Source organism: Alteromonas sp., assembly GCF_984505615.1.
In genome coordinates, this window is the sequence record NZ_CFHOXV010000024.1 from 20,513 (window position 1) to 41,515 (window position 21,003).

17 protein-coding genes are annotated in these 21,003 nt (G+C 49.7%); 6 read left to right on the plus strand and 11 right to left on the minus strand.

Annotated elements, in window-relative coordinates:
• Window positions 1-15: 15 nt before the first annotated feature.
• Entirely contained in the window at window positions 16-1,443 is a 1,428-nt protein-coding gene (locus tag AC4PME_RS13290) for a GGDEF domain-containing protein (RefSeq protein ID WP_491045675.1), read from the minus strand.
• Between the two features lie 65 nt (window positions 1,444-1,508).
• Window positions 1,509-2,696, minus strand: coding sequence for a LysR family transcriptional regulator (locus AC4PME_RS13295; protein WP_490709017.1), 1,188 nt, complete (start codon window positions 2,694-2,696; stop codon window positions 1,509-1,511).
• 132 nt (window positions 2,697-2,828) lie between these two features.
• Between AC4PME_RS13295 and AC4PME_RS13300 the strand changes: the two genes are divergently transcribed.
• From AC4PME_RS13300 to AC4PME_RS13310, 3 genes are read left to right on the plus strand one after another with little or no spacing between them, the layout of a single operon-like run.
• A complete protein-coding gene (locus AC4PME_RS13300; RefSeq protein ID WP_119500948.1) occupies window positions 2,829-3,521 on the plus strand; it encodes a 4-carboxy-4-hydroxy-2-oxoadipate aldolase/oxaloacetate decarboxylase in 693 nt (230 codons plus the stop codon).
• Window positions 3,518-4,615, plus strand: coding sequence for a 4-oxalomesaconate tautomerase (locus AC4PME_RS13305; protein WP_491045676.1), 1,098 nt, complete (start codon window positions 3,518-3,520; stop codon window positions 4,613-4,615). The genes AC4PME_RS13300 and AC4PME_RS13305 overlap by 4 nt, the downstream gene beginning before the upstream one ends.
• 15 nt (window positions 4,616-4,630) lie before the next feature.
• A complete protein-coding gene (locus AC4PME_RS13310) occupies window positions 4,631-5,650 on the plus strand; it encodes an amidohydrolase family protein (protein WP_119500949.1) in 1,020 nt (339 codons plus the stop codon).
• Between the two features lie 151 nt (window positions 5,651-5,801).
• Here the strand turns inward: AC4PME_RS13310 and AC4PME_RS13315 are convergent, their stop codons facing one another.
• The 4 genes from AC4PME_RS13315 to AC4PME_RS13330 form a co-directional block, all read right to left on the minus strand.
• Entirely contained in the window at window positions 5,802-6,794 is a 993-nt protein-coding gene (locus AC4PME_RS13315) for a patatin-like phospholipase family protein (RefSeq protein ID WP_491045677.1), read from the minus strand.
• 153 nt (window positions 6,795-6,947) lie between these two features.
• Window positions 6,948-8,321 (minus strand): alkaline phosphatase PhoX, encoded by a 1,374-nt coding sequence (locus AC4PME_RS13320; protein WP_491045678.1) that lies wholly within the window; start codon window positions 8,319-8,321, stop codon window positions 6,948-6,950.
• 106 nt (window positions 8,322-8,427) lie between these two features.
• Window positions 8,428-9,366: a hypothetical protein gene (locus AC4PME_RS13325; protein ID WP_491045679.1), complete on the minus strand. Its 939-nt coding sequence runs from the start codon at window positions 9,364-9,366 to the stop codon at window positions 8,428-8,430.
• Window positions 9,367-9,374: 8 nt separating this feature from the next.
• Window positions 9,375-11,135, minus strand: a complete 1,761-nt coding sequence (locus AC4PME_RS13330; RefSeq protein ID WP_491045680.1) for a M14 family zinc carboxypeptidase — start codon at window positions 11,133-11,135, stop codon at window positions 9,375-9,377.
• A gap of 210 nt (window positions 11,136-11,345) precedes the next feature.
• Here AC4PME_RS13330 and AC4PME_RS13335 point away from each other — a divergent pair, with 210 nt between their 5' ends.
• Window positions 11,346-12,650, plus strand: coding sequence for a porin (locus tag AC4PME_RS13335; RefSeq protein WP_119500953.1), 1,305 nt, complete (start codon window positions 11,346-11,348; stop codon window positions 12,648-12,650).
• 77 nt (window positions 12,651-12,727) lie between these two features.
• On the opposite strand, the gene AC4PME_RS13340 is transcribed toward AC4PME_RS13335, so the two are convergent.
• The 3 genes from AC4PME_RS13340 to AC4PME_RS13350 form a co-directional block, all read right to left on the minus strand.
• Complete coding sequence (locus tag AC4PME_RS13340; protein WP_491045681.1) at window positions 12,728-13,480, minus strand: copper resistance protein B; 753 nt, start codon at window positions 13,478-13,480, stop codon at window positions 12,728-12,730.
• Window positions 13,473-15,377, minus strand: coding sequence for a copper resistance system multicopper oxidase (locus AC4PME_RS13345; protein ID WP_491045682.1), 1,905 nt, complete (start codon window positions 15,375-15,377; stop codon window positions 13,473-13,475). Before AC4PME_RS13345 ends, AC4PME_RS13340 begins: the two co-directional genes overlap by 8 nt.
• A 63-nt stretch (window positions 15,378-15,440) precedes the next feature.
• The gene (locus AC4PME_RS13350) at window positions 15,441-15,749 is read right to left on the minus strand and encodes a hypothetical protein (protein WP_491045683.1); all 309 of its coding nucleotides are present in this window, start codon (window positions 15,747-15,749) and stop codon (window positions 15,441-15,443) included.
• Between the two features lie 249 nt (window positions 15,750-15,998).
• Between AC4PME_RS13350 and AC4PME_RS13355 the strand changes: the two genes are divergently transcribed.
• Window positions 15,999-16,127: a hypothetical protein gene (locus AC4PME_RS13355; RefSeq protein ID WP_269748665.1), complete on the plus strand. Its 129-nt coding sequence runs from the start codon at window positions 15,999-16,001 to the stop codon at window positions 16,125-16,127.
• 4 nt (window positions 16,128-16,131) lie between these two features.
• Here the strand turns inward: AC4PME_RS13355 and AC4PME_RS13360 are convergent, their stop codons facing one another.
• Window positions 16,132-17,355: an MFS transporter gene (locus AC4PME_RS13360; RefSeq protein WP_491045684.1), complete on the minus strand. Its 1,224-nt coding sequence runs from the start codon at window positions 17,353-17,355 to the stop codon at window positions 16,132-16,134.
• 42 nt (window positions 17,356-17,397) lie between these two features.
• Entirely contained in the window at window positions 17,398-17,886 is a 489-nt protein-coding gene (locus tag AC4PME_RS13365; RefSeq protein ID WP_491045685.1) for a GAF domain-containing protein, read from the minus strand.
• 227 nt (window positions 17,887-18,113) lie between these two features.
• Here AC4PME_RS13365 and AC4PME_RS13370 point away from each other — a divergent pair, with 227 nt between their 5' ends.
• A complete protein-coding gene (locus AC4PME_RS13370; RefSeq protein WP_491045686.1) occupies window positions 18,114-21,002 on the plus strand; it encodes a response regulator in 2,889 nt (962 codons plus the stop codon).
• Window position 21,003: the final 1 nt, after the last annotated feature.

A 21,003-nucleotide genomic window follows, 5' to 3' on the forward strand; every position in this document is an offset into this window, starting at 1 on the left:
CAGTGTTTTTGCAGTCTAAAAAGCCAGCTGGCGGACTACCTGGTTGCTTCGTCTGCAGTAAACATTGTGTCGGGGGGTTGCCAGAACGTGAACAGATACCCTGTTGCGACCCCTTTCCTTTGACTGATAGAGTGCTTTATCTGCGCGTATCAGAGCTTCTTCAATCCGGTTTTCAGCGAGTTGTGTCAACCCGAATGAAGCAGTAACTTTGATACTCTGATCTGGTGACGGAACAATGACTGTTTCTTCAATCACTTTTCGCAAAGCATGGCTTACTGTCAACCCACCTTCGGGACTCGTGTCAGATAACAATATGGCAAATTCTTCACCGCCGAAACGGCAGGCACTGTCTGTATCTCTGATATTATCCCTTATCGTGGCCGCAATTCTTTTGAGAACTTCGTCACCGACAGGATGACCGTAGGTGTCATTTACCCCTTTGAAATGGTCGATATCCATGAGGATCAGAACTGCCTTCGTTCCGTAGCGGTTGGTCCGGCCTGCTTCGTATTTTAAAACTTCGTTAAACGCTCTGCGGTTCATCAGACCTGTCAACGGGTCAGTTCTCGCTGAATTCGCTAACTGATTTTCCATCCTGCGTCGAATTTTATCGCTTCGCTCAAACAAAGCAGCACTAATAGTGACAAGGATTATTATCAACCAGCACACAGCAACAGCGTAGGCACCGACTACTCCGGAATATTGGATAGATGCAATTGATTTGACGACAAGATATCCAAGGAAGAAAGCAAAAATACAACCGGTAGCGAATTGAAAGCGGGCTATCTGACCACCAATGTACGGTGACAGGACTGCCCTTACTACTCCGTGGTTTGCAGTACTCCAAAGTGCGGCGCTACTAAGCAGGAGTAAAGTCGCGGTGCTTAGTAAAGACATTTCTCCGTGGAAAGGTGTAATTGAATAAGCATAACCAAACAGAGAAAGTGACGGAAAAGATAATGCTGCGAATGCAGCTGATTGTGAACCCAAATTATAATTTAATGCTTTCATAGTCACAGAAAACCAAATCAGCAGAAAAGTGATAAAGGTATTGATACCAACATGATTGATTTTTCCTGCGTTATGTTCTGACAGTGCAATATCGGTAAAAGGAATGATCGTATAAAGGATTTTACTTCCAAGTATCTCGTCTGCGAGCCACGAAAGTGAAAGCAATAAACTCACGGCCAGAATCCATTTAATATGCTGTCTTCTTCCGGGCCTGTTCAAAACAATGCACAAAGCAATAAAAAAAGCCTGAATAGCGGTATAGGGGTGGGTTGCTACCTGATCCTCAGCGGGACGATACAAAAAACCAATATCATAGAAGTAACCGGCAAGAGACATAATACTCATCGCCATAATAAGCACCGACAACTTTTTGCTGAGATCTAATGCAACAAGTACAAGATAGCGGGTTCTTTCTTTTGTTACCGGTGACATGGTTGTTTTCCTTAAAAAGTCAGACTGATTTTGAGGATTAACATTAAATATTTTTATACTTTAGTCTAATGTCCGGATTTTGCTTCCAAATGGCACAAAAATTCTTTTTGCAATCGGGTGGGGTGCCAGTTTTTTCTTAATGTATAGCCAATCTGTCTCGGTGCATCGTTCAGTGGCGTGGGGTTGACCGCCAGCAATCCTGCGGCAACATCAATTTCAACCTGGCGGGCAGGCAGAATGGCGGCGCGGTCGCTGTTGATTAGCAATCCGCGAATTGCCATCAGTGAGCTGCACTCAATCACTTCGTAAGCGTGATCGGGGCAAATGGCATGAAGCAGGTCACCAAAGGCCTTACGTGCAGGTGTGCCTTCTTTTGCCGCAATCCACTTCAGTGATTGCCAGTCTTTTGTAGTAAGAGGAGATTTGGCGGCCAGCGGATGGTGACTGCCGGTCACAATTGACAGGTAATCATCAAACAAAGGGATCTGTTCAATATCGTCAGACAGGGCGGGGAAGCGCAGGGCGCCTACCAGTATATCAATATGTCCGTGCAGCAAGGCATGCAGTTGCTCTTCATAAGGACCGTCGACAATGCTTATATTGGCGCCCGGCGCCTCTTCAAGCAGAGCGAGTACAGCTTTGGGGACAATCTCTGACCGCGCAAGCGGTAAGCTGCCAATACGCACGCTACCCAGCTTTTCACCATTTAATTCTGCGACTTCGTCCAGCCCCTGGCTGAGTTCTGAAAAATACAATGAGGCAATACGGGAAAACTGTCTGGCCCGCCAGGTGGCCTCAACGCCGGTGGGGGAGCGGTTGAACAGGGTTTGCTGGCAAAGGGTTTCCAGATCACGGATAGTTCTGTGGAGCGTAGGCTGAGACAAGCCCATTTTTACTGATGCAGCCGTGTAACTTTGCAATTCAACAATATGTACCAGAGCATCAAGTTGCCTTGCAGTGACCCCCCGCAGAAACGACGTTCTGCCATGCTTGTCGGCACTGAATAAGGTGGTGGCAAAGCTTTCCAGCAAACTGAAGGCGCGACCAAACCGGTTCAGAAAAACATCTCCCTCAGGGGTAACGAACATACCAGAGGAGGAACGGGTAAACAGCGTCCAGCCAATGCTCTCTTCCAGTTTTTTAATGCTTTGAGTAAGAGCAGATTGAGTGAGGTGCACTTGTCTGGCTGCTTCTGACAGATTGCAGTACTTTTTAATTTCAAGTGCACAGTGCAGGTGCCGGATATTCAACATGGCATGGCAAACCAGTAGAGATTTTTTGCCATTATAGAAAAAAGTAATGATGCTGCACAGGTTTCTAAACGGCTTTTTAACATTTACCGGCGCATACTGAGCCACATCAAAAAGTCAGAAGGGTTTAAGGTTATGGCTGTATGCGTTACGAATTGTCCACGTGCATCTGAGGACACGCTGAAAAAATATGAAGGCGCGGAAGTGGCTACCGTTCACGAAGCTCAGGGCCGCAAAGGTTTGCTGGCTGATTACATGCGTCCAATTTACCGCCCGGCCAGTATTTCCGGTACGGCTGTAACCTGTCAGGTTGCCCCGGGTGACAACTGGATGATCCACGTTGCTGTTGAGCAATGTCAGCCCGGAGATGTATTAGTTGTATCGCCCACCAGTCACTGCATTGACGGTTTTTTTGGCGATTTGCTGGCTACCTCGTTAAAAGCCCGTGGCGTGAAAGGGTTAATCATTGACGGCGGTGTGCGTGATACCGCAACGCTGCAGGAAATGGAATTTCCCGTCTGGTCTAAAGCTATTTTTGCCCAGGGCACAGTGAAAGAAACCATTGCCAGCGTAAACGTGCCGGTGGTTTGTGCCGGCGCACTGATTCATCCGGGCGACATAATTGTTGCCGATGACGATGGTGTTGTGGTGGTGCAGCGTAACGAAGCGGATGCAGTGCATGAAAAAGTACAGAAGCGTCTTGATAACGAAGCATCCAAACGGGATCGCCTGGCCGCCGGAGAACTTGGGCTGGATATTTACAATATGCGTGAGCGTCTGGCTGAAAAAGGCCTGAAATATGTGTCTTACGAGGAGTACAGCAAGTGAAGGCCATTCCCTGCCATCTGATGCGCGGCGGAACGTCTAAAGGCTTGTATTTTCTGGCATCTTCGTTACCGGAAGATCCCTCATTGCGGGACCGGGTTTTGCTGGCTGCAATGGGCTCTCCGGATGACAGGCAAATCGACGGTGTTGGCGGTGCCCATCCGTTAACCAGCAAGGTAGCAGTAGTCAGTCCGTCCACCAGAGACGATGCCGACGTGGATTATCTTTTCCTGCAGGTTGTGGTGGATAAAGCCATGGTCAGTGATGGCCAGAATTGCGGAAATATTCTTGCAGGCGTGGGTCCTTTCGCGATTGAACAAGGCTTAATTGACGCACAGGAAGGTACCACCAGTGTGCGTATTCACATGGTTAATACCGGTGGCCTTGCGGTAGCACAGGTCGAAGTTAAAGACGGTGTGCCGGTATATGAAGGTGATGCCCGTATTGACGGCGTGCCGGGCACGGCTGCGCCGGTTCTGATTGATTTCCTCGATGTTGCCGGAGCCAGTTGCGGCGCACTGTTTCCCACCGGCAACGCCAAAGATGTGATTGATGGTGTGGAAGTGACCTGTATCGATAACGGCATGCCTGTTGTGCTGTTAAATGCCGCTGACTTTGGCTTAACAGGCGATGAGTCGCCTGCGGAAATTGAAAAAAATACCGGCGTTAAAGAACGCATTGAAAGCATCAGGTTAAAAGCGGGCCGGCAAATGAACCTTGGTGATGTAAGCGATAAAACTGTCCCTAAAATGTCGCTTATATCGGCCCCTGTCCGGGGTGGTTTGCTGAATACCCGCACCTTTATTCCACACCGTGTGCATGATGCCATAGGTGTACTGGGTTCGGTGAGTGTTGCTACAGCCTGCGTGGTGGACGGTTCCATCGCCTACGGCTACCTCAAAGGTTGTAGCGACTACTCCCGTCTTGAAATAGAACATCCGACCGGCAGTTTCACTGTGGCAATGGATGTGGAAGGCAGCGGTTCGCTGTCGACTTTAAAAATTAACCGTTCTGCGCTGTTGCGCACAGCCCGTTTGCTCATGCGGGGAGAAGTGCTGGTCGCAGACTCAGCTTTCTCTGCGCCCGGGAAACAATAAGTTACAGGATTGATTATGATTATTGATTGTCACGGCCATTACACAACGGCACCGGAACCACTTCAATTATTCCGTGATGCGCAACTGGCGGCGTTTAAGGCGGGTAAAGCGTTACCTGAAGTTCCTCATATCAGTGATGAGCAAATTCAGGAAAGTATTGAGAAAAACCAGCTTCGTTTGCTGATTGAGCGCGGTTCAGATATGACCATTTTTTCTCCCCGCGCGTCTGCCATGGCACACCACCTGGGGGATGAAGCCGTTTCTAAACAGTGGACCAGCGCATGTAATGATTTGATCAAGCGTGTGGTGGATTTATATCCGAAGCAATTTATCGGTGTTTGCCAGCTGCCACAATCACCGGGTGTGCCGATTAAAAATTCGGTGGATGAACTAGAACGTTGCGTGAACGAACTGGGTTTTGTTGGTTGTAACCTGAACCCGGATCCTTCCGGTGGTCACTGGACATCAAAGCCTCTGACAGATGAAAGCTGGTATCCCTTCTACGAAAAAATGGTAGAACTGGATGTACCGGCAATGATCCACGTGTCCGGCTCCTGTAATGCAAACTTCCATGCTACCGGCGCTCACTATATGAACGCAGACACCACGGCATTCATGCAGTTCCTGCAGGGAAATCTGTTTAAAGAGTTTCCGGATCTGCGTTTTATCATTCCTCATGGTGGCGGCGCAGTGCCTTATCACTGGGGACGTTACCGTGGTCTTGCCGATATGCTTGAGCAGCCCCCGTTACGTGAGCACGTGATGAAAAATGTGTATTTTGATACATGTGTGTATCACCAGCCGGGTATCGATTTATTGTTTGATGTTATCGATCTGGACAACATTCTGTTTGGTTCAGAAATGATTGGTGCTGTGCGCGGCATCGACCCGGAAACCGGTTACTACTTCGATGACACGAAACGTTATGTCGATGCGCTGGATTTAACTGAGGAACAACGAACGCAGGTTTACTCAGGGAATGCCCGCCGTGTTTATCCCCGTCTGGATGCAAAACTGAAATCCATGGGACTTTAATTCAAATAAAAAAATACCGCCGGGATGAGCTCCGGCGGTCTAAGGGTCCTGCCTTTTGGCTGGAGGAGTAGTACCAGGTTGAAAATTAACAGGCTCAATTCTCAAAAGGTGAAATCATCTTAATGCAAATGAGAATCTTTATCAATAAGATTTAACCAAAAAGTCCGGGTAAATCGCAACTGTCTCTTTTCCCCAAATCTCCGGTGCTGGTTTCCAGCCACTGTTCGGCAGTTTTAATACCTTCTTCCTTCAGTTCCAGAAGGAACGCCCTTGAATTGTCGTACTTACTCATCTGGTCAAGGGCAGACATTAATTCACTGTTTTCTATGATGTGGGTGCGGGTGGCCCGTATACGTTTCTCAAAATCTCCGGAAACCCAGCCCCATCGTTGAGACGAGGTTTTAATATCCAGCATTGAGCGCATCTCCCGCAAAAAAGCACAGTGAAATGTGAGTTCACTGATGCGGTCACTGATTTCTTCCGAACGGACAGGCAGTGCTCCCCGTTGTAACGGTTGCAGCAGTACAATCAGAACATCCTGAGCGTCACAACTGTGGATCAACGGAAAGATAGCCGGATTGGCCGCGTAGCCACCGTCCCAGTAGTGCTTATTATTTATCGTCACCGCTTTGTATACGTTGGGCAAACAGGCGGAAGCCAGAACGTGACTGACGGTCAGCTCCTGTTCATTGAAGAGTTCCAGTTTTCCCGTCGTCACTTCAGTTGCGGCAATGAATAAGCGAAAAGGGGAGTGGTGCTGCAATGCTTTGAAATCAGTGATTTCATCGAGCACATCCCGCAGCGGGTTGATGTCCATCGTATTGATGTCGTAGGGGGAAAAATGTTGAAACATGCTCATCCACCATTTGTTCAGTGATTGTTCCAATATTTTCGGCATGGGCATCTGTATACCTTTGTCAGCGATGGCTTCCCAGAATGCATCCAGTTGCGTCGCTGCACCCCGGCGACCGTCTTTACGCCAGCCTTCAGCCAGCATTACAGCATTCATTGCGCCGGCACTGGTGCCGCTGATGCCGTCAAACTCCAGCCACTCTTCTTCCAGCAGCCTGATTAACACTCCCCAGGTGAAAGCACCGTGGGCCCCGCCACCCTGTAAAGCGAGATTTATCTTCAGTGGTTTCATCGCCTGTTCCTTAAGTTATGCTGCTATGCAGCATTTTCAGGATAGCATACGGTTCTGCCCGGGGTTTAGTGCAAAATTGAATAAAAAATAAACATCTCAGGTGGGGAGGGGGAAACGGACAGCCTTATCCGGCTGTCCGGTAAACAGGTATTATCAGCTTCTGGCTGACCAGGGACCAGTTATTGCAACGGTTCTGGCTGGTGAATATAAATTAACAAACAGGGTACTGCCGTCCGGTGAGAAGCATGCGCCGGCAAGTTCAGTTTGATCATGTAAGCGGGCAAAAGGATACACGCTGCCATCAGGGGTTACACCCCGCAGATGGTTGTCAACGACCTCTGTGTACTGATCTTCACAAACAATTAAGTCACCAAAAGGTGCAACAGTAAGATTGTCGCCAAAGTTAAACAGAGATTTATCTGTACTTTCCAGGAACAATTGCAGCCGGCCCGGCTTAGCTGCTTCGTGTTCTGTGCCTTCAGACGCAGAAGGCTGATAGCGCATAATTTGTCCCAGTTGCTTCTTGCCGCCATTGGTACAGCAAAAATAGAGTTCACCGTCTCCCCAGTGGATCCCCTCACCACGGGCGAACAGGGCTGCGCCGTCTGCATATCCCCGTTTACGGAGATCATCTTCCGGACTCTCCGGGTCTGTCAAATCTATCCAGCTGGCGTCGAGCCATTGTTGCAGCGGCATTGCCGGGTTAACCCAGTTGCGGCTGTCGTAACCCGGACTGGCTTTCATTGCCAGTGCCTGTAGTCTGCCACCCTTGATAAGATCGCCGGGCACATCGGGAATAAAGCGGTAGAACAGGCTGTCTCCCCGGTCTTCCGTCATGTAAACAATACCGGTACGGGGATCTACCGCTGCAGCTTCATGGTTAAAACGGCCCATGGCTTTAAGCGGCTGAGGTGAGACAAGGGTTTGTGCTGTTGAGGGGACTTCAAAAACCCAGCCGTGGTCTTTACTGTTATAAGCCGACGGCTTATCAATACTCTCTTCGCAAGTGAGCCAGCTGCCCCAGGGAGTAATGCCACCGGAACAGTTCCGGATTGTGCCGCATAAACTCACATGCTGGCTTTCAGTTTCACCGGTGATTAAATTATACACCATGGTAGTCGTGCCACCGGGCAGTGCATTCCCGTCGGGGGCGGTGTCATAGGCGTCTGCAGTTTTGTGCGAGGCAACCGATGCAGGCTGTAAGGTCCGGTCTTTCGGGGTAAGCTCATGGTTTCTCACCAGAGCCACACGCTGATCGTCCAGTTTAAAACAGCCCATTCCGTCAGCTTTATCCGGCACATTCAGGCCGTCAGACATGGCCTGGCCCAGCGCTGAAATGACTTTATAAGTAAAGCCTTCCGGTAAATCCAGCAGGGAAGCCGGATCCGGTTTCAGCGGGCCAAACCCGGTCGCTGCACGCAGTCCGCCTGCGGCATGCTGAGTAGCTGCATTTGCGAGCCCGCCGAATGCGCTGCTCCCTGCAGACAGAGCCGCCAGGCCAAAGGTGAATTGTCGTCTTGTTATCATTATTGTGTTCTCATAAAAAAAGGTATTGTTACAATATAACAATACCTTAATTCTTCATGCCAGTCTGTTACGTTAAGATGAAACCGTAACAGGATTAACCGTCAGATCAGCGTCGTGGTGATGCATGCGCTGCGCCACGGAATATAGCATTCAACAGCATGACGTTCAGACCATCCATGTATGCGCGGCTCGAAGGGTCCTGGGTAAAACCTATCACCATGCCTTCGCCGGACGGTTGCACCATCAGAAATGGCTTATAAGCCAGCTGTTCACGGTTCTCGTCCCATAAATATCCGGATGCGAGCAGCTCATCAGCACCTTTATACCAGGCAACGTTTTTACCGGCATCCAGTTTCATGGGGGCAAAAATAGTATTGCCTGTTACCAGCGAAACCACTTCAGGATTGACCCCTGCGGTAAGCCAGTGCTCCTGGTCCACTTCAACCTTCGCAAGGATTCCGGCGACGTAATCCGGTGAACGCTGATTGTTTTCAATGCGGCGTATAAGTTGCGATTTATCAGTAATATGTGAACCGGCAACATGACCACGATGATCTGCCTGTTCATCTGCTTCCACCGTTTCATCGTTAAAGCTGTATTCCGGGTCTGCATCCAGCAAGCCGTTATCCGGTGAGGCTGCAAAAGCGGTTGCCTGTGCAAAAGTGATTAACACACCTCCCTGTTTTACCCAGCTCTTGAGGTTTTCAGCGCCGCGCTGGCCTAAGGCTCCGTCGTACCAGCCTGCGGGCAAAATGATCACCTGATAGTGGTTGAGGTTTCTGCTTGCCAGCATATCTGTCCGGATTGCTGTGACCGGATAATTAAATTGCCGCTCAATAACAAAGCGGGTGCTGCCGGCGCTCAGTGAGCTGGTGGGAGAATCCCAGGCCATAGCAATATTGGGTGCTGACATCACCGGTGTACTGCGGCTGCCGAAGCTGGGACCGTCGGTTACCCAACTGCTGTCAGTGCCTGTTACCAGCGCGCCGGTTTGTGCCGCAAGCGCGGCAATCTTCTCACTGGTGCCTTCGCCATTGGCTTTCACTTCAATAATTAATGTGCCGGCCGGAAACCGGCGCTTATCGTCGAAGTGAAGGCTTCATCAGCACTTTTTAGATAGATCCCCTGTTGCAGCGCAGCTGTCAGAAAACGGCCGGCTGCGGCATCACCCCAGGGCACCAGCCAGGCCACACTGGCGTCCGGTTTATCCACATTCCCTTTCAGGGGCAAGTCAGGTGTCACGTAGCTGCCTTTTACAGATAAACCATCATCACAACTGTCGGTTTTGACATTGAATAACAGTGGCAGAGACCATGCTGTTACATCATAAATTTCATCGTTCAGCTTGCGGGCCCGGCGCCGTTCCTGCTCTTTGATGAATGATTCCGCCATATCGACCTGGCGGGTAAAAGTGGTTTTCACAAACCGGCCACGGGGCTGGGCAGTATCAATGATATAGGCCCCTTTGTTATACCGGGTGCCACATGCTTTAAATGATTCGCCAGCCTGTTTTACTTCGACACCGTGGGTCGCCATTAATGTAGCCAGACGGTGGCTGCCGGCACGATCGGTGGTTGCCGGAATAATAAAGGTACGCTCGTCATCTTTTTTACCGGCTTCAATAGCATTAACCTGATACTGATAAAAATCGTTAAGGATTTTTTCACGGTTATCCGCGGCTGCCTCGAGGGTAGAAAGGGAAGCAACAAAGTGCTTTTGCACAGGATCCCGATAGTGATTCACTTTGCCGTCTTTATTTCTGAATGTCATTCCACGGGTAGAAGCCACTTCATAGGTGGCAGCAGACGCCCCGTAAAAAGTAGGCCAGCTGTCACCATAGCCAGGATAAAATGCGTCATAGACTTCGCGGGTAAAATAGTCAAAACCCATGCGGTCAAAATGTTTACCGTTGTTTCTGCCTATTAAATCGTTATTGTCGAGCTGTGCCTGCTGCATATGCGGGTTGATCGGGCTCGCTGCCGGCACGAAAAAGTAGGTGGAGTCACTGCCCATTTCGTGTAAATCAATGACTACCGTTGGCTTGAAGTGGTTCAGGGCATTCACCCGGCCCAGCGTTTCAGGCTGGGTAATGGCAAGCCAGTCGCGGTTCATGTCAAACAGATAGTGGTTACTTCTGCCCCTGGGCCATGGTTCATTCTGATCGACGCTCAGGCGATCATCGCAGTCCTGTAAGCCGGTGGAGGAATAGTAATTGTGCGTAAACCGGGTGCGGCCATCTGGGTTTTGCAGCGGGTCGATAAAGACCAGTGTGTTTTTTAGCACCTTCGCCGTCAACGGGTCGTTCTGTGCTGCCAGCAAGTGATAAGCCGTCATCATTGCGGCATCGGTACTGCTGATTTCGTTGCCGTGAACACCGTGCTGAAGCCATACCGACGAGGGCAGGGAAGCGATAAGCTTATTAGCTTCAACACGGGAAGTTTTTCGGGGGTCGGCCAGGCGGTTCATATTTGCTGCGAACGGCTCAAGGTCCTTAATATGCTCGGGCGAACCGATAGCAACATAGATAAGCGCACGGCCCTCCCAGCTTTCTGCGTATTTAACCAGATGGACCCGCTCCGGAGCCGCTTCTGCCAGTGCTTTGAAATAGGTCAGCATATCACTGTGGGTCGTGATGCGTTCGCCGGTGTTATACCCGAGCACCGATTTTACCGTGGGGATGGACGGGCTGTACTGTGCGCCAGGCCACATTTCAAAACTTTCTGTTTGCTGGGGCGTGCTTGCAATAGCTTTTCCTGCACTGAAGCACAAAGAGGCTGTGAGTGCAGAAATAGTGAATAAGTGTCTGAGTGTCATGATTTTTCCGGTCAGATATTTTTATTATGCAAAGTGAATCATAGCAATTAAAAGCACCCCGCAACATTTCCCTTATCAGTGGTTTTCAGGGCTTTATCGAATCGTTTTGCTGTAATTCGTCTTAAAAATAAGCATTTACATTTGTTTTACTTGAAGGTAACCGGTCGTACCAGTAGGATGCGGCCCTTTTTCAATAATCATAGAGTTTTTATGAAGCATCCTTTATTCGTCCGTACAGCGCTTGCGCTTTCTGTAGCCGGACTGTTCTCTTCTTCTGCTTTCTCTGCAGGTTTTCAGGTCAATGAACACAGTGCGAACGGACTGGGTCGCGCTATGGCGGGTCAGGCTGCAAAGCCGGAAAACGCTTCTGTGCTGGCAACCAACCCGGCTGCTATCACCGCGTTTGATAAAGCACAATTCAGCGCCCAGGTCAGCTATCTTGACCCCGAAGTGGATATCCGTGGTGACATGACCACCTCAGTAGGCGGCGCAACCATTACCAGCGATGCCAGTGCTGAAGACATTGCTGAATCAGCCGTCATCCCTTCCATATTTTACGCTGCGCCGGTTAACGATAAGTTCTCCTGGGGTATTGGTTTGTTTACCAGCTACGGCCTGTCGACAGATTACAGCGATGATTACAATGCGCTGCATTATGCAGATGAAGCTGAGATCATCTCTTTTACGGTAAATCCGGCTGTCGCCTGGAAAGCAACGGACACATTAAGTCTGGGGCTTGGCCTGAATGTTACTTATGCCGATGCGAAAATCAGTACCTCTATTCCTCAGGTCTTTGGTCAGGTGATGGGCAATCCGGCGCTGGGCAACCTGACTATTGTCGAAATGGCCGGTGATGATATCGGCTATGGCTGGAACGCCGGTGTATTCTGGCAACCGGCTGACGGTACTAATGTGGCGTTAAGTTACCGGGCAGAAACACAGCTGGAACTGGCCGGTGAAATTAAGTCAGATCTGGGTGTGCTGATCCCTGAAGTTGCTGAGCTGTATAATCAGGGCGGTAGTCTGGATTTGAATTTCGCTGCAGTCACTGAGCTGGCCATCGATCAAGAAATTGATGAGCAATGGTCTGTGCAGGCCAGTGTGAATTACACAGACTGGAGCACCTTTGACAAGCTGGAAGCGAATCTGGACAGTGGCTATGATTTGCTGCTCAAAGAAGAAGATTTTGAAGATACCTGGCGCTGGAGTGCAGGTGTTACTTATCAGTATGATGAGAAACTGACGCTGCGTGCCGGTTATGCTTATGATGAAGGTGCTGTGAGTTTTGCACACCGTTCACTGAGCATTCCTGACACAGATCGTCACTGGGTAAGTGCCGGAGCAACCTGGGCGCTGACTGACGACACCAGTGTGGATATGGCCTACGTGTATATCAAAGGACGTGAAGCGGCGGTATCTCAGCAACGTGCAATCGGCTCTATTGTCAGCGATCTTACCGCTACAGAGCATGCGAAAGCGCAAATTCTGAGCGTACAGATTAATACCGCATTTTAACAGGCCGGGGCATCAGCCCCGGCGGCTTATCCAGAGACCAAAAGCACAGCAGCAACGGCCGCTGTGCTTTTTTATTGTCAGAACCAAATCCGCGCGCCGGCAATAAAGCCGAATTCGGACGTGTCTTCACCGTTTGCAGCGGTAGTGTTCGCAGTTTGTCCTAACTGCTTTTGCCAGTAAACACCAATGTATGGCGCAAACTCCCGCACCACTTCCTGACGGTAACGCAAGCCGAACCGCACGGATTCAATTCCGGCCTCCCTGCCAAAGCGCTCTGAATCTGTCAGGTTGGTATTCACCGTTAACCTGGGTTGAAGATAACTGGTTTGCGTCAGCAAAAAGTCATACTCAAACTCATTCAGCCACTGAACGTCGCCGTCTTCATTGATAAGCAAACTGGAGTCGGTTTCAAAGTAGTAAGGCGCCAGGCCAGTCAGACTGAATACTGCATAGTGCTCGGCGTTCTCTCCGGACGACATCTCACCTTTCAGACCAAGGCCCGCCTGCAGCGACCAGAAAGATGAAATCATGTAGCTGTAGCTGATATCTGTTCTTTCAAGGTCGGTGGGATGACCATCGTTTTGCTGATTTTCACCCTCAGTCCTTAACACAACGCGGTGATAATCGCCGCCGTACCAGGCGGTGGCATCCCAGGTAAACACATTTTCTTTATCTGTATTACGGGATAATTCCAGCCTGTCGAGCATGACTTGCCAGGCAGACATTTCCATCATTGGCGACGGCCAGTCTGATTTATCCTCTGCCTGTGTGCAGGTTGGGAATGTAATACTGCTGAGCACAGCAACGGCTAAAAGATTGAATTTAACCATGATGATGCCCTCCGTGCTGAACACTGACTACCCTGAACATGCCGGCTTCCATGTGATAGAGCAGATGGCAGTGGAATGCCCAGTCACCCATAGCATCCGCGGTGATAAGTAATGACACTTTTTCTGAGGGTTTTAAGCTGATGGTATGTTTTCGTGGACGGGGATACTGACCATTTTCCAGTTCCATCCACATACCATGTAAATGGATAGGGTGGTCCATCATGGTATCGTTTACCAGCACCAGTCTTAACCTTTCTCCGTGGCGGAACACCACCGGTCCGTCAACCTCGCTGAACTTTTTGCCGTCAAATGACCACATGTAGCGCTGCATGTTTCCGGTAAGGTGAAGTTCGAGGTTGCGGGACGGTTCACGTTCGTCCCCCCAGGTTTGTGCTCCGGTGAGATCTTTATAAACGAGTACCCGGCGACCGTCATTACCCAGGCCAATACCGGGTTCGTCCAGTCTTGAACGGGGATTCGCTGCAATCATCGCTGCCCCCGGACCGTGTCCGTCCGGGTCGTGATGAATGGCAATATCATCGACGGCAGGTTTGCCGCTGCCCTGCATTTCATGACCACCGTGATTCATTGCGCTGTGATCCATATTTCCATGGCTCATTTGGCTATGATCCATACTACTATGGTCTCCGGGCGTCGTTGCGCCGGAGGCGCTTGTTTCCGCAGGGGGATGGTTCATAGCAGCATGATTCATTCCACTATGGCCCATGCTGCCATGGCCAGTATCGTCGTGGCTCATACTACTGTGATCCATGTCACCATGATCCATGCTCATGGCATCCATACCGCGTTCAGTAATCGTCCGGCGGGGAGGGACGGCGGCGCTCATTCCGGGCCGTGGCGCGAGTGTGCCGCGAACAAAGCCGCTGCGATCATAGCTTTCGGCAAAGAGGGTATAAGCTTTGTTCTCTTTGGGCTGTACAATCACATCGTAACTTTCTGCAATGGCAATACGGATTTCATCAACGGTGACAGGTTTTACCGGCTGACCGTCGGCCGCGACAACCGTCATTTCCAGTCCCGGAATACGGAAATCGAAATAGGTCATGGCGGAACCGTTCACCAGCCGCAGCCTGACTTTTTCACCCGGATTAAACAGAGCCTCCCAGTTCATCACCGCATCCCGGCCATTCATCAGGTAGGTATATGCGCTGGCTGACACATCAGCAATATCCCTGGGATCCATCCGCATGCTGTTCCACATACTGCGAACATGCCATGTATCGGCCAGGCCTTGCTCTTCCACATCTTTTAAGGTGTCGAAAATGGTCCGTTTCTGGTAGTTGTAATAACCTTCAGACACTTTTAGTTTACGGAATATGTCGTGAGGATCTTCAAAGGTCCAGTCTGACAGCAGGATCATATGTTCGCGGTCGGCACCAATATTGCCGTCAGCGGGATGAATAACCAGCGGGCCAAGATGCCCAATCTGTTCCTGTAAGCCCGAGTGGCTGTGGTACCAGTAGGTACCGCTTTGTTGCAAATCAAATTCGTATCTGAAGGTTTCGCCCGGCTTTATGCCGGCAAAGGACAGGCCCGGCACACCGTCCATGTTGGCGGGTAAAATGATGCCGTGCCAGTGGATTGACGTGTCTTCGCTGAGGGCATTGCTGACGTTAATTATTGCCCGTTCACCTTCGCGAAAACGTAATAGTGGCCCCGGCATCTGACCGTTAATGGTAATGGTGTTATTTTTCTTATTGCCAAAAGAAAATGTTTGCTGGCTGATCTTCAGATTAACTTCATTATTATTGGTCTGAAATTCAGTGTTCCCCTGAGCAACAGCCCAACGCGGGGCGGCCTGATATAATGCCATCGCTGACATAGAGGTCACCGCGCCGCAAAGAAAACGACGACGTGACGAATCCTGGTTTTTCATGACTATTTCCGGTTAAAAATGTAATGTCCGCCTGCATGCAATGCAGGAGGTGCTTAACTGTAATTAACTTAACCGGATAGGTGGCTTGAAGGGCGGACCACCATGAGCAGTCAGCGGTTCTGATATGGTGTTAATGGTATCACTCACCACAACTGCTGCGGTGAAGTGCGTAAAGTGAGACAGCACGAACAGGCTATTGTGGCACATAGAGACATCACAATGACACTCGTGTTTACAGCAGTCTTCCTGAGTCATACCAGACATCATTGCATCAGACTTTGTATAGTCCTGCATGTGGCCGGTCATATTCATTTCCACAGATTGCATTGCATGGTGCCGCGCAGGATCGTGCACAGTCCCTTGTGCGTTCATTGTGAACACACCAAGCAGACAAACCATTAAAAATGCAGTGAAGACTTTCATCAGAGAAATAAATTGTTCCTGTTCATTTACCTTTTCAGAATATAACGGTCGCCGGATGCTATGCAAGAGCAGACACGCAATCATGCGACTCTGTTGCCTGATTTCACGGCAGGCAGCTTCATGCTAAAGTTTAATGTTTAAAAATTGTTAATGTGTGGTAAATTTAAGTTGTTGATAACCAAAAACGGGAAGTCCGCTATGAACCACCGTATTGATAAAATGAAAAACTATCTGAAAGATTGTGTGTCCGATCCGGTACTGTATTGTTTTGCTGCGGGTCTGATGATGTTGCTTATTGTGGAAAACAATCTGGTGATCAATCTTTAAAGCCTCAGGCTTTTTCTTTCATATCCGTTGAAGTCAGTTTTCTCAGTGAGGGGAATTGCCAGATTCCCCATCCAACCACACCAAAAGCTGTGATTGCTCCAATCAATGCAGCGCCGGCGGGTCCTGCTGCGGCAGCTACCGTTCCCGCTCTGAAATCCCCCAGTTGATTTGATGACGCGATGAAGATGGCATTCAGCGCGCCCACACGCCCCCGTAGTGCATCCGGTGTATTATGCTGAATAACGGAGCCGCGGATAACTACGCTGAACATATCTGATGCGCCATAAATGAATAAGCATGCGCAGGCTATCAAGATACTGGTCGTCTGCGAAAATACGAGTACCGAGCAGGCAAAGACAAACAGGGCAGTGAATAGTGTATAACCGGCGTGGCGGAAGTCGGTTTTAAATTTCGACAGATAAATGCCGATGAGTACCGCGCCGATAGCGGGCATGGCCCTCAGCATGCCCAGCCCTTGCGGACCTGTGTGCAGAATGTCCGCGGCATAAACGGGTAACAATGCCACGACGGAACCGCCCAGCACGATGAGTAAATCCAGCGACAAACTTCCCAGTACGATGGGATTTCGCTGCATGAAATGTACGCCTTCCCACAAGGCTTTTTTACTACGTTGTCCTCGGGTATTAGCAGGGCCAATCGGGGGCAGAAACAAGAAACAAATGCTGATCACAAAGCAAATTACGCATACTGTCCAGTACACTTTGAAGTCCATTAACGCTATCAGCAGACCGGCGACGAAGGGACCGGCGGTTAGTGCCAGATTCCACACGGTGCTGGTAATCGCGATGGCTGCGCCAAGCCGGTAGGGGGGCACCAGGTTGGGCACAATGGCCTGCATGGACGGAGATATAAACGCTTTGACGGTGCCGAGTGCCATTAATAACGACAGTAAAACCCACTTATTGAAGTTACCGTCGTGCATCTCAAAGGCGATACAAAGAATGATACCCAGCCAGCAAACGGCCCCGGTTTGCAGTACCTTCTTACGGGACATATGGTCGGCAACCCAGCCGGTAAGGATAAAGAAAACATACACCGGGACGATTTGAAATAATCCTACCAGCGCCAGGTCGAAGGGATCTTTTGTGGCCTGATATAAATGCCAGCCAACAGCAGTGCCTAATATGGAGTCTATGACACTGAACAGCCCTCTGCCGGTGAGAAATGCGTAAAATCCGGGCGGAAAACGTCCTGATTGTCGTGTCATAGTATCCTTTACTGGTTGAGCATCCTTTTACGGAGCGATGACTTAACGTAGATGTTGGAAGATTATCTCTTCAATTTGTTTGCCTAGGTCCCGCAATACATTGATATCCTGATCAGAAAACGTGCGGGGCGCGTCATAGATAACGCACAATGTACCCAGCTCGTAACCATCCGGGGATTTCAGGATCATGCCAGCATAAGCGCGGATAAAGGGTTCACCTTTAACCAGCGGACTGCCTGCAAAGCGGTTATCCTGTGTGGCATCAGGTACAATCAAGTATTCTTCTTCGGCAATGGCATAAGTACAGAAAGACACATTTCGCGGCGTCTCAGTTTTATCCAGACATTGTCTGGATTTAAACCACTGGCGATCTTCTGCTATCAGACTGATAAGACATATCTTACAGTCAAAATACGCTTGCGCGGCTTTCGTTATCGCATCTAACCGTTCATCCGGCTCAGTATCGAGAATTTTCAGGTCGTGCAACGCTTTTAAGCGGGCGTCTTCGTGGGGCAGAACGGGATAATCCATACAGGGGTCACATCAGATCCGCAAGGGACCGGCCAATGTTTGTTACGACAGGTATGGGATTCTATATTAACTCTGCGCGGTGAAGAATATTTTTTCTTTAAATTTGAACTATAGTATAGAGACTATGTTTTAATGCGTTACGCTGAACACGGTTTACGTGTGTAACATGTTGTAGCAGCGGAAAAAAAACAGGATTTTCTGAGGTGGAAGGTCAGGTAAAGGAATAGATGTTTAAAGTTCAGTCGCACATGCAAAAACTGCTGGCCACTTTTCTGGTCTCAACAGGCTATATATTGTTTGGACTGCTCAGTATATGGGCTGCCATTCCGCCCGGTTTTGCTACGGTAGTCTGGCCCGCTGCCGGCCTCGGTCTGCTGGCCGTACTTTTGCTTGGCCCGTTTGCATTATTTGGTGTATTCGCCGGTGCTGCAGTGCTTAATTTCATTATATCTTTAAACTATGCCGGCGGAGAGCCGTCATTGTTTGTTTCCGGCATGATGGGGGCGTTCGCGGCAACACAGGCGCTGGTCGGGCGGGTATTGATTGTCAGTGTCATTCCCGCGCCGGTTAATTTTGTGCGACCTGCGGTGGTGGCGAAATTTTTATTGCTCGGAGCAATTATCAGCCCCTTAACCGGCGCCACTTTGAGTAATATTTTTCTCTGGGCACAGGGGGTTATTTCTGACCAGGACTGGTTTAAAAACTGGGTAAGCTGGTATATGGGCGATGCTATCGGCATCGTGTTTATCATTCCCTGGCTACTGGTATTTACACCGAAAACCCTGTCTTCTCATGTATCCAAGGTCCGCTTTGTATTCTATTCCCTGATCACTATTACCTCCTGCACGGCGTTGCTGGGTTGGCTGGTGACCAAAACGGAAATGGAAAAACACAAAGTTGAGTTTACTGTTAATGTGAACGTCCTTGAGCGTGCACTCAGCGGTGAATTGTCCAAAGTTTCGGATATCCTTCAGGCGCTGGCGGGTTTTGTCAGAATTCAGGAAGATGTCACCCCTTCAGAATACCGTGTCTTTACGCTGGACCTGTTAAAGCGGAACCCTTCAATTCACGGGTTATCATGGAATGAAAGACTGGAAGGGCGGGAACTGAAGGCGTTTGAAACGGCTATGCAGGCGAGTTATGAGGCCTTCGACCCCACCATTCATTTTGAAGTGAAAGGTCTGGATGCCAAAGAAGATATGGTTGCGGTAGATAACCGTGATACCCACGTAATCGTGTCGTTTATTGAGCCTATGACGGGCAACATAAAAGCTCTGGGTCTGGATGTATATTCACAAATATCCCGCCGGAAAGCGCTGGATAACGCGTGGTCCAGCCATCGTTTATTCCCCACTGCGCCTATCAACCTTGTTCAGGGAGACCGCTCTGAGCCCGGCGTACTCATGTTCATGCCGGGTGGAAAAACCACTGGATCAAATCATTCCGGTTATGCCACTGCGGTTTTGAAAGCTCGGGAAATGATTGAGAATGCCTTTGGTGATTCTCTTTTGCCTACCCTGGGCGTACTGGTCTTTGATCCGGCGGCACCGTCCGGCCAGTCCACCTTGTTCCGGCAAAATCTCTCCGGCGAAGACGTAGAATACCTGACTACAGGATGGAATAAGTCCGCACAGAACAAAGCGGGCTTCCTGGCTGAGCGTTTTCCGCTAAATGAGGTCAGAACGATTACAGTCGGGGGCCACAGTTGGGTGCTGCTGCAGGTGAGCGGCAGCAGCTTTCTTTATCAGCCCTGGGGCGTGCATTTACTGCTGGCAGGTTCTGTATTGTTCGCAGGGCTGCTGGGCTGGTTCATTATTATTGTGGCCGGGCATACTGATGAAATTGAATATCAGGTAAAACGCCGGACCCGTGATTTGACTCAGGCTAACAGCAGACTGGTTGAGTCAGAGTTTGCTCAGGCTGAAGCGGTTAAAGACGCAGAACGTTCTAACCGTGCGAAAAGTGAATTTCTTGCCAATATGAGCCATGAAATCCGTACGCCGCTGAATGCTATTCTGGGATTAAGCCGTTTAGGGCTGAACCAGGAGCCGCCGGCCAACTTCCGTGACAAGTTCGAAAAAATCAATCATTCCGGCGAGCTGTTGCTGGGTATTATTAACGACATTCTGGATTTTTCCAAAATCGAAGCGCAGAAACTGGAACTTGAGGAACAGATTTTTTCTATAAAGGACATTATCAGCCAGTTGCGGGATTTGTTTCTCGAACAGGCCAAAGCGAAGGGGATTGAACTGCAATTCCGTTTCGACGGTAAACTTCGCCCCTGGCTTACCGGTGACTCGTTGCGTCTGCGGCAGATACTGGTGAACTTACTCAGCAATGCCATTAAATTCACCAGTGAGGGAAGTGTTACCCTGGTGTGCCGGTATGAAGATATCGACGATCATGAATGCTTGCTGGTAATTTCAGTGACAGACACCGGGATTGGCATGTCGGAAAGTCAGCAGAAGGTAGTCTTTGATGCCTTCACGCAGGCGGACTCTTCAACCAGCCGCAAATTTGGTGGTACAGGGCTGGGAATGACCATCAGCCATCGTCTGGCAACCGCCATGGACGGGAATATCTCAGTAACAAGCCGGCAGGGCGAGGGCACGACTTTTATAGTAAAAGTGCCGTTTAAGTTACCTCAGCCACGGGAAATTGATGAGTTTAAAGCTGAGCGGGCAAGGGTAAGGGATAACCGTGAAGGGGCTTTAAGCGGTCACGTATTACTGGTAGAAGATAACGAGATTAACCAGGAAGTTGTGGGTGAACAGTTACGTCACCTTGGACTGGATGTCACCATGGCAGATAACGGGGCGCTGGCTGTGGCTGCAACGCGTCGCCATCATTTTGATATTATTTTAATGGATATTCAGATGCCGGTGATGGACGGCTATGAAGCGACCCGGCAAATCCGCGAATCAGGGATCAATGTACCGGTTATTGCTCTGACCGCTGCGGCCATGGTGGAAGACAAACGTAAAGCGCTGGAATGTGGCATGGATGATCATTTAAGCAAGCCATTCCGGCAGGAAGAAATGTATGCGGCACTGACTAAATGGTTAAACGCATCAAAACCTTCCCTGACGTCACCCCGTGACGACAGAGAGACGTAAT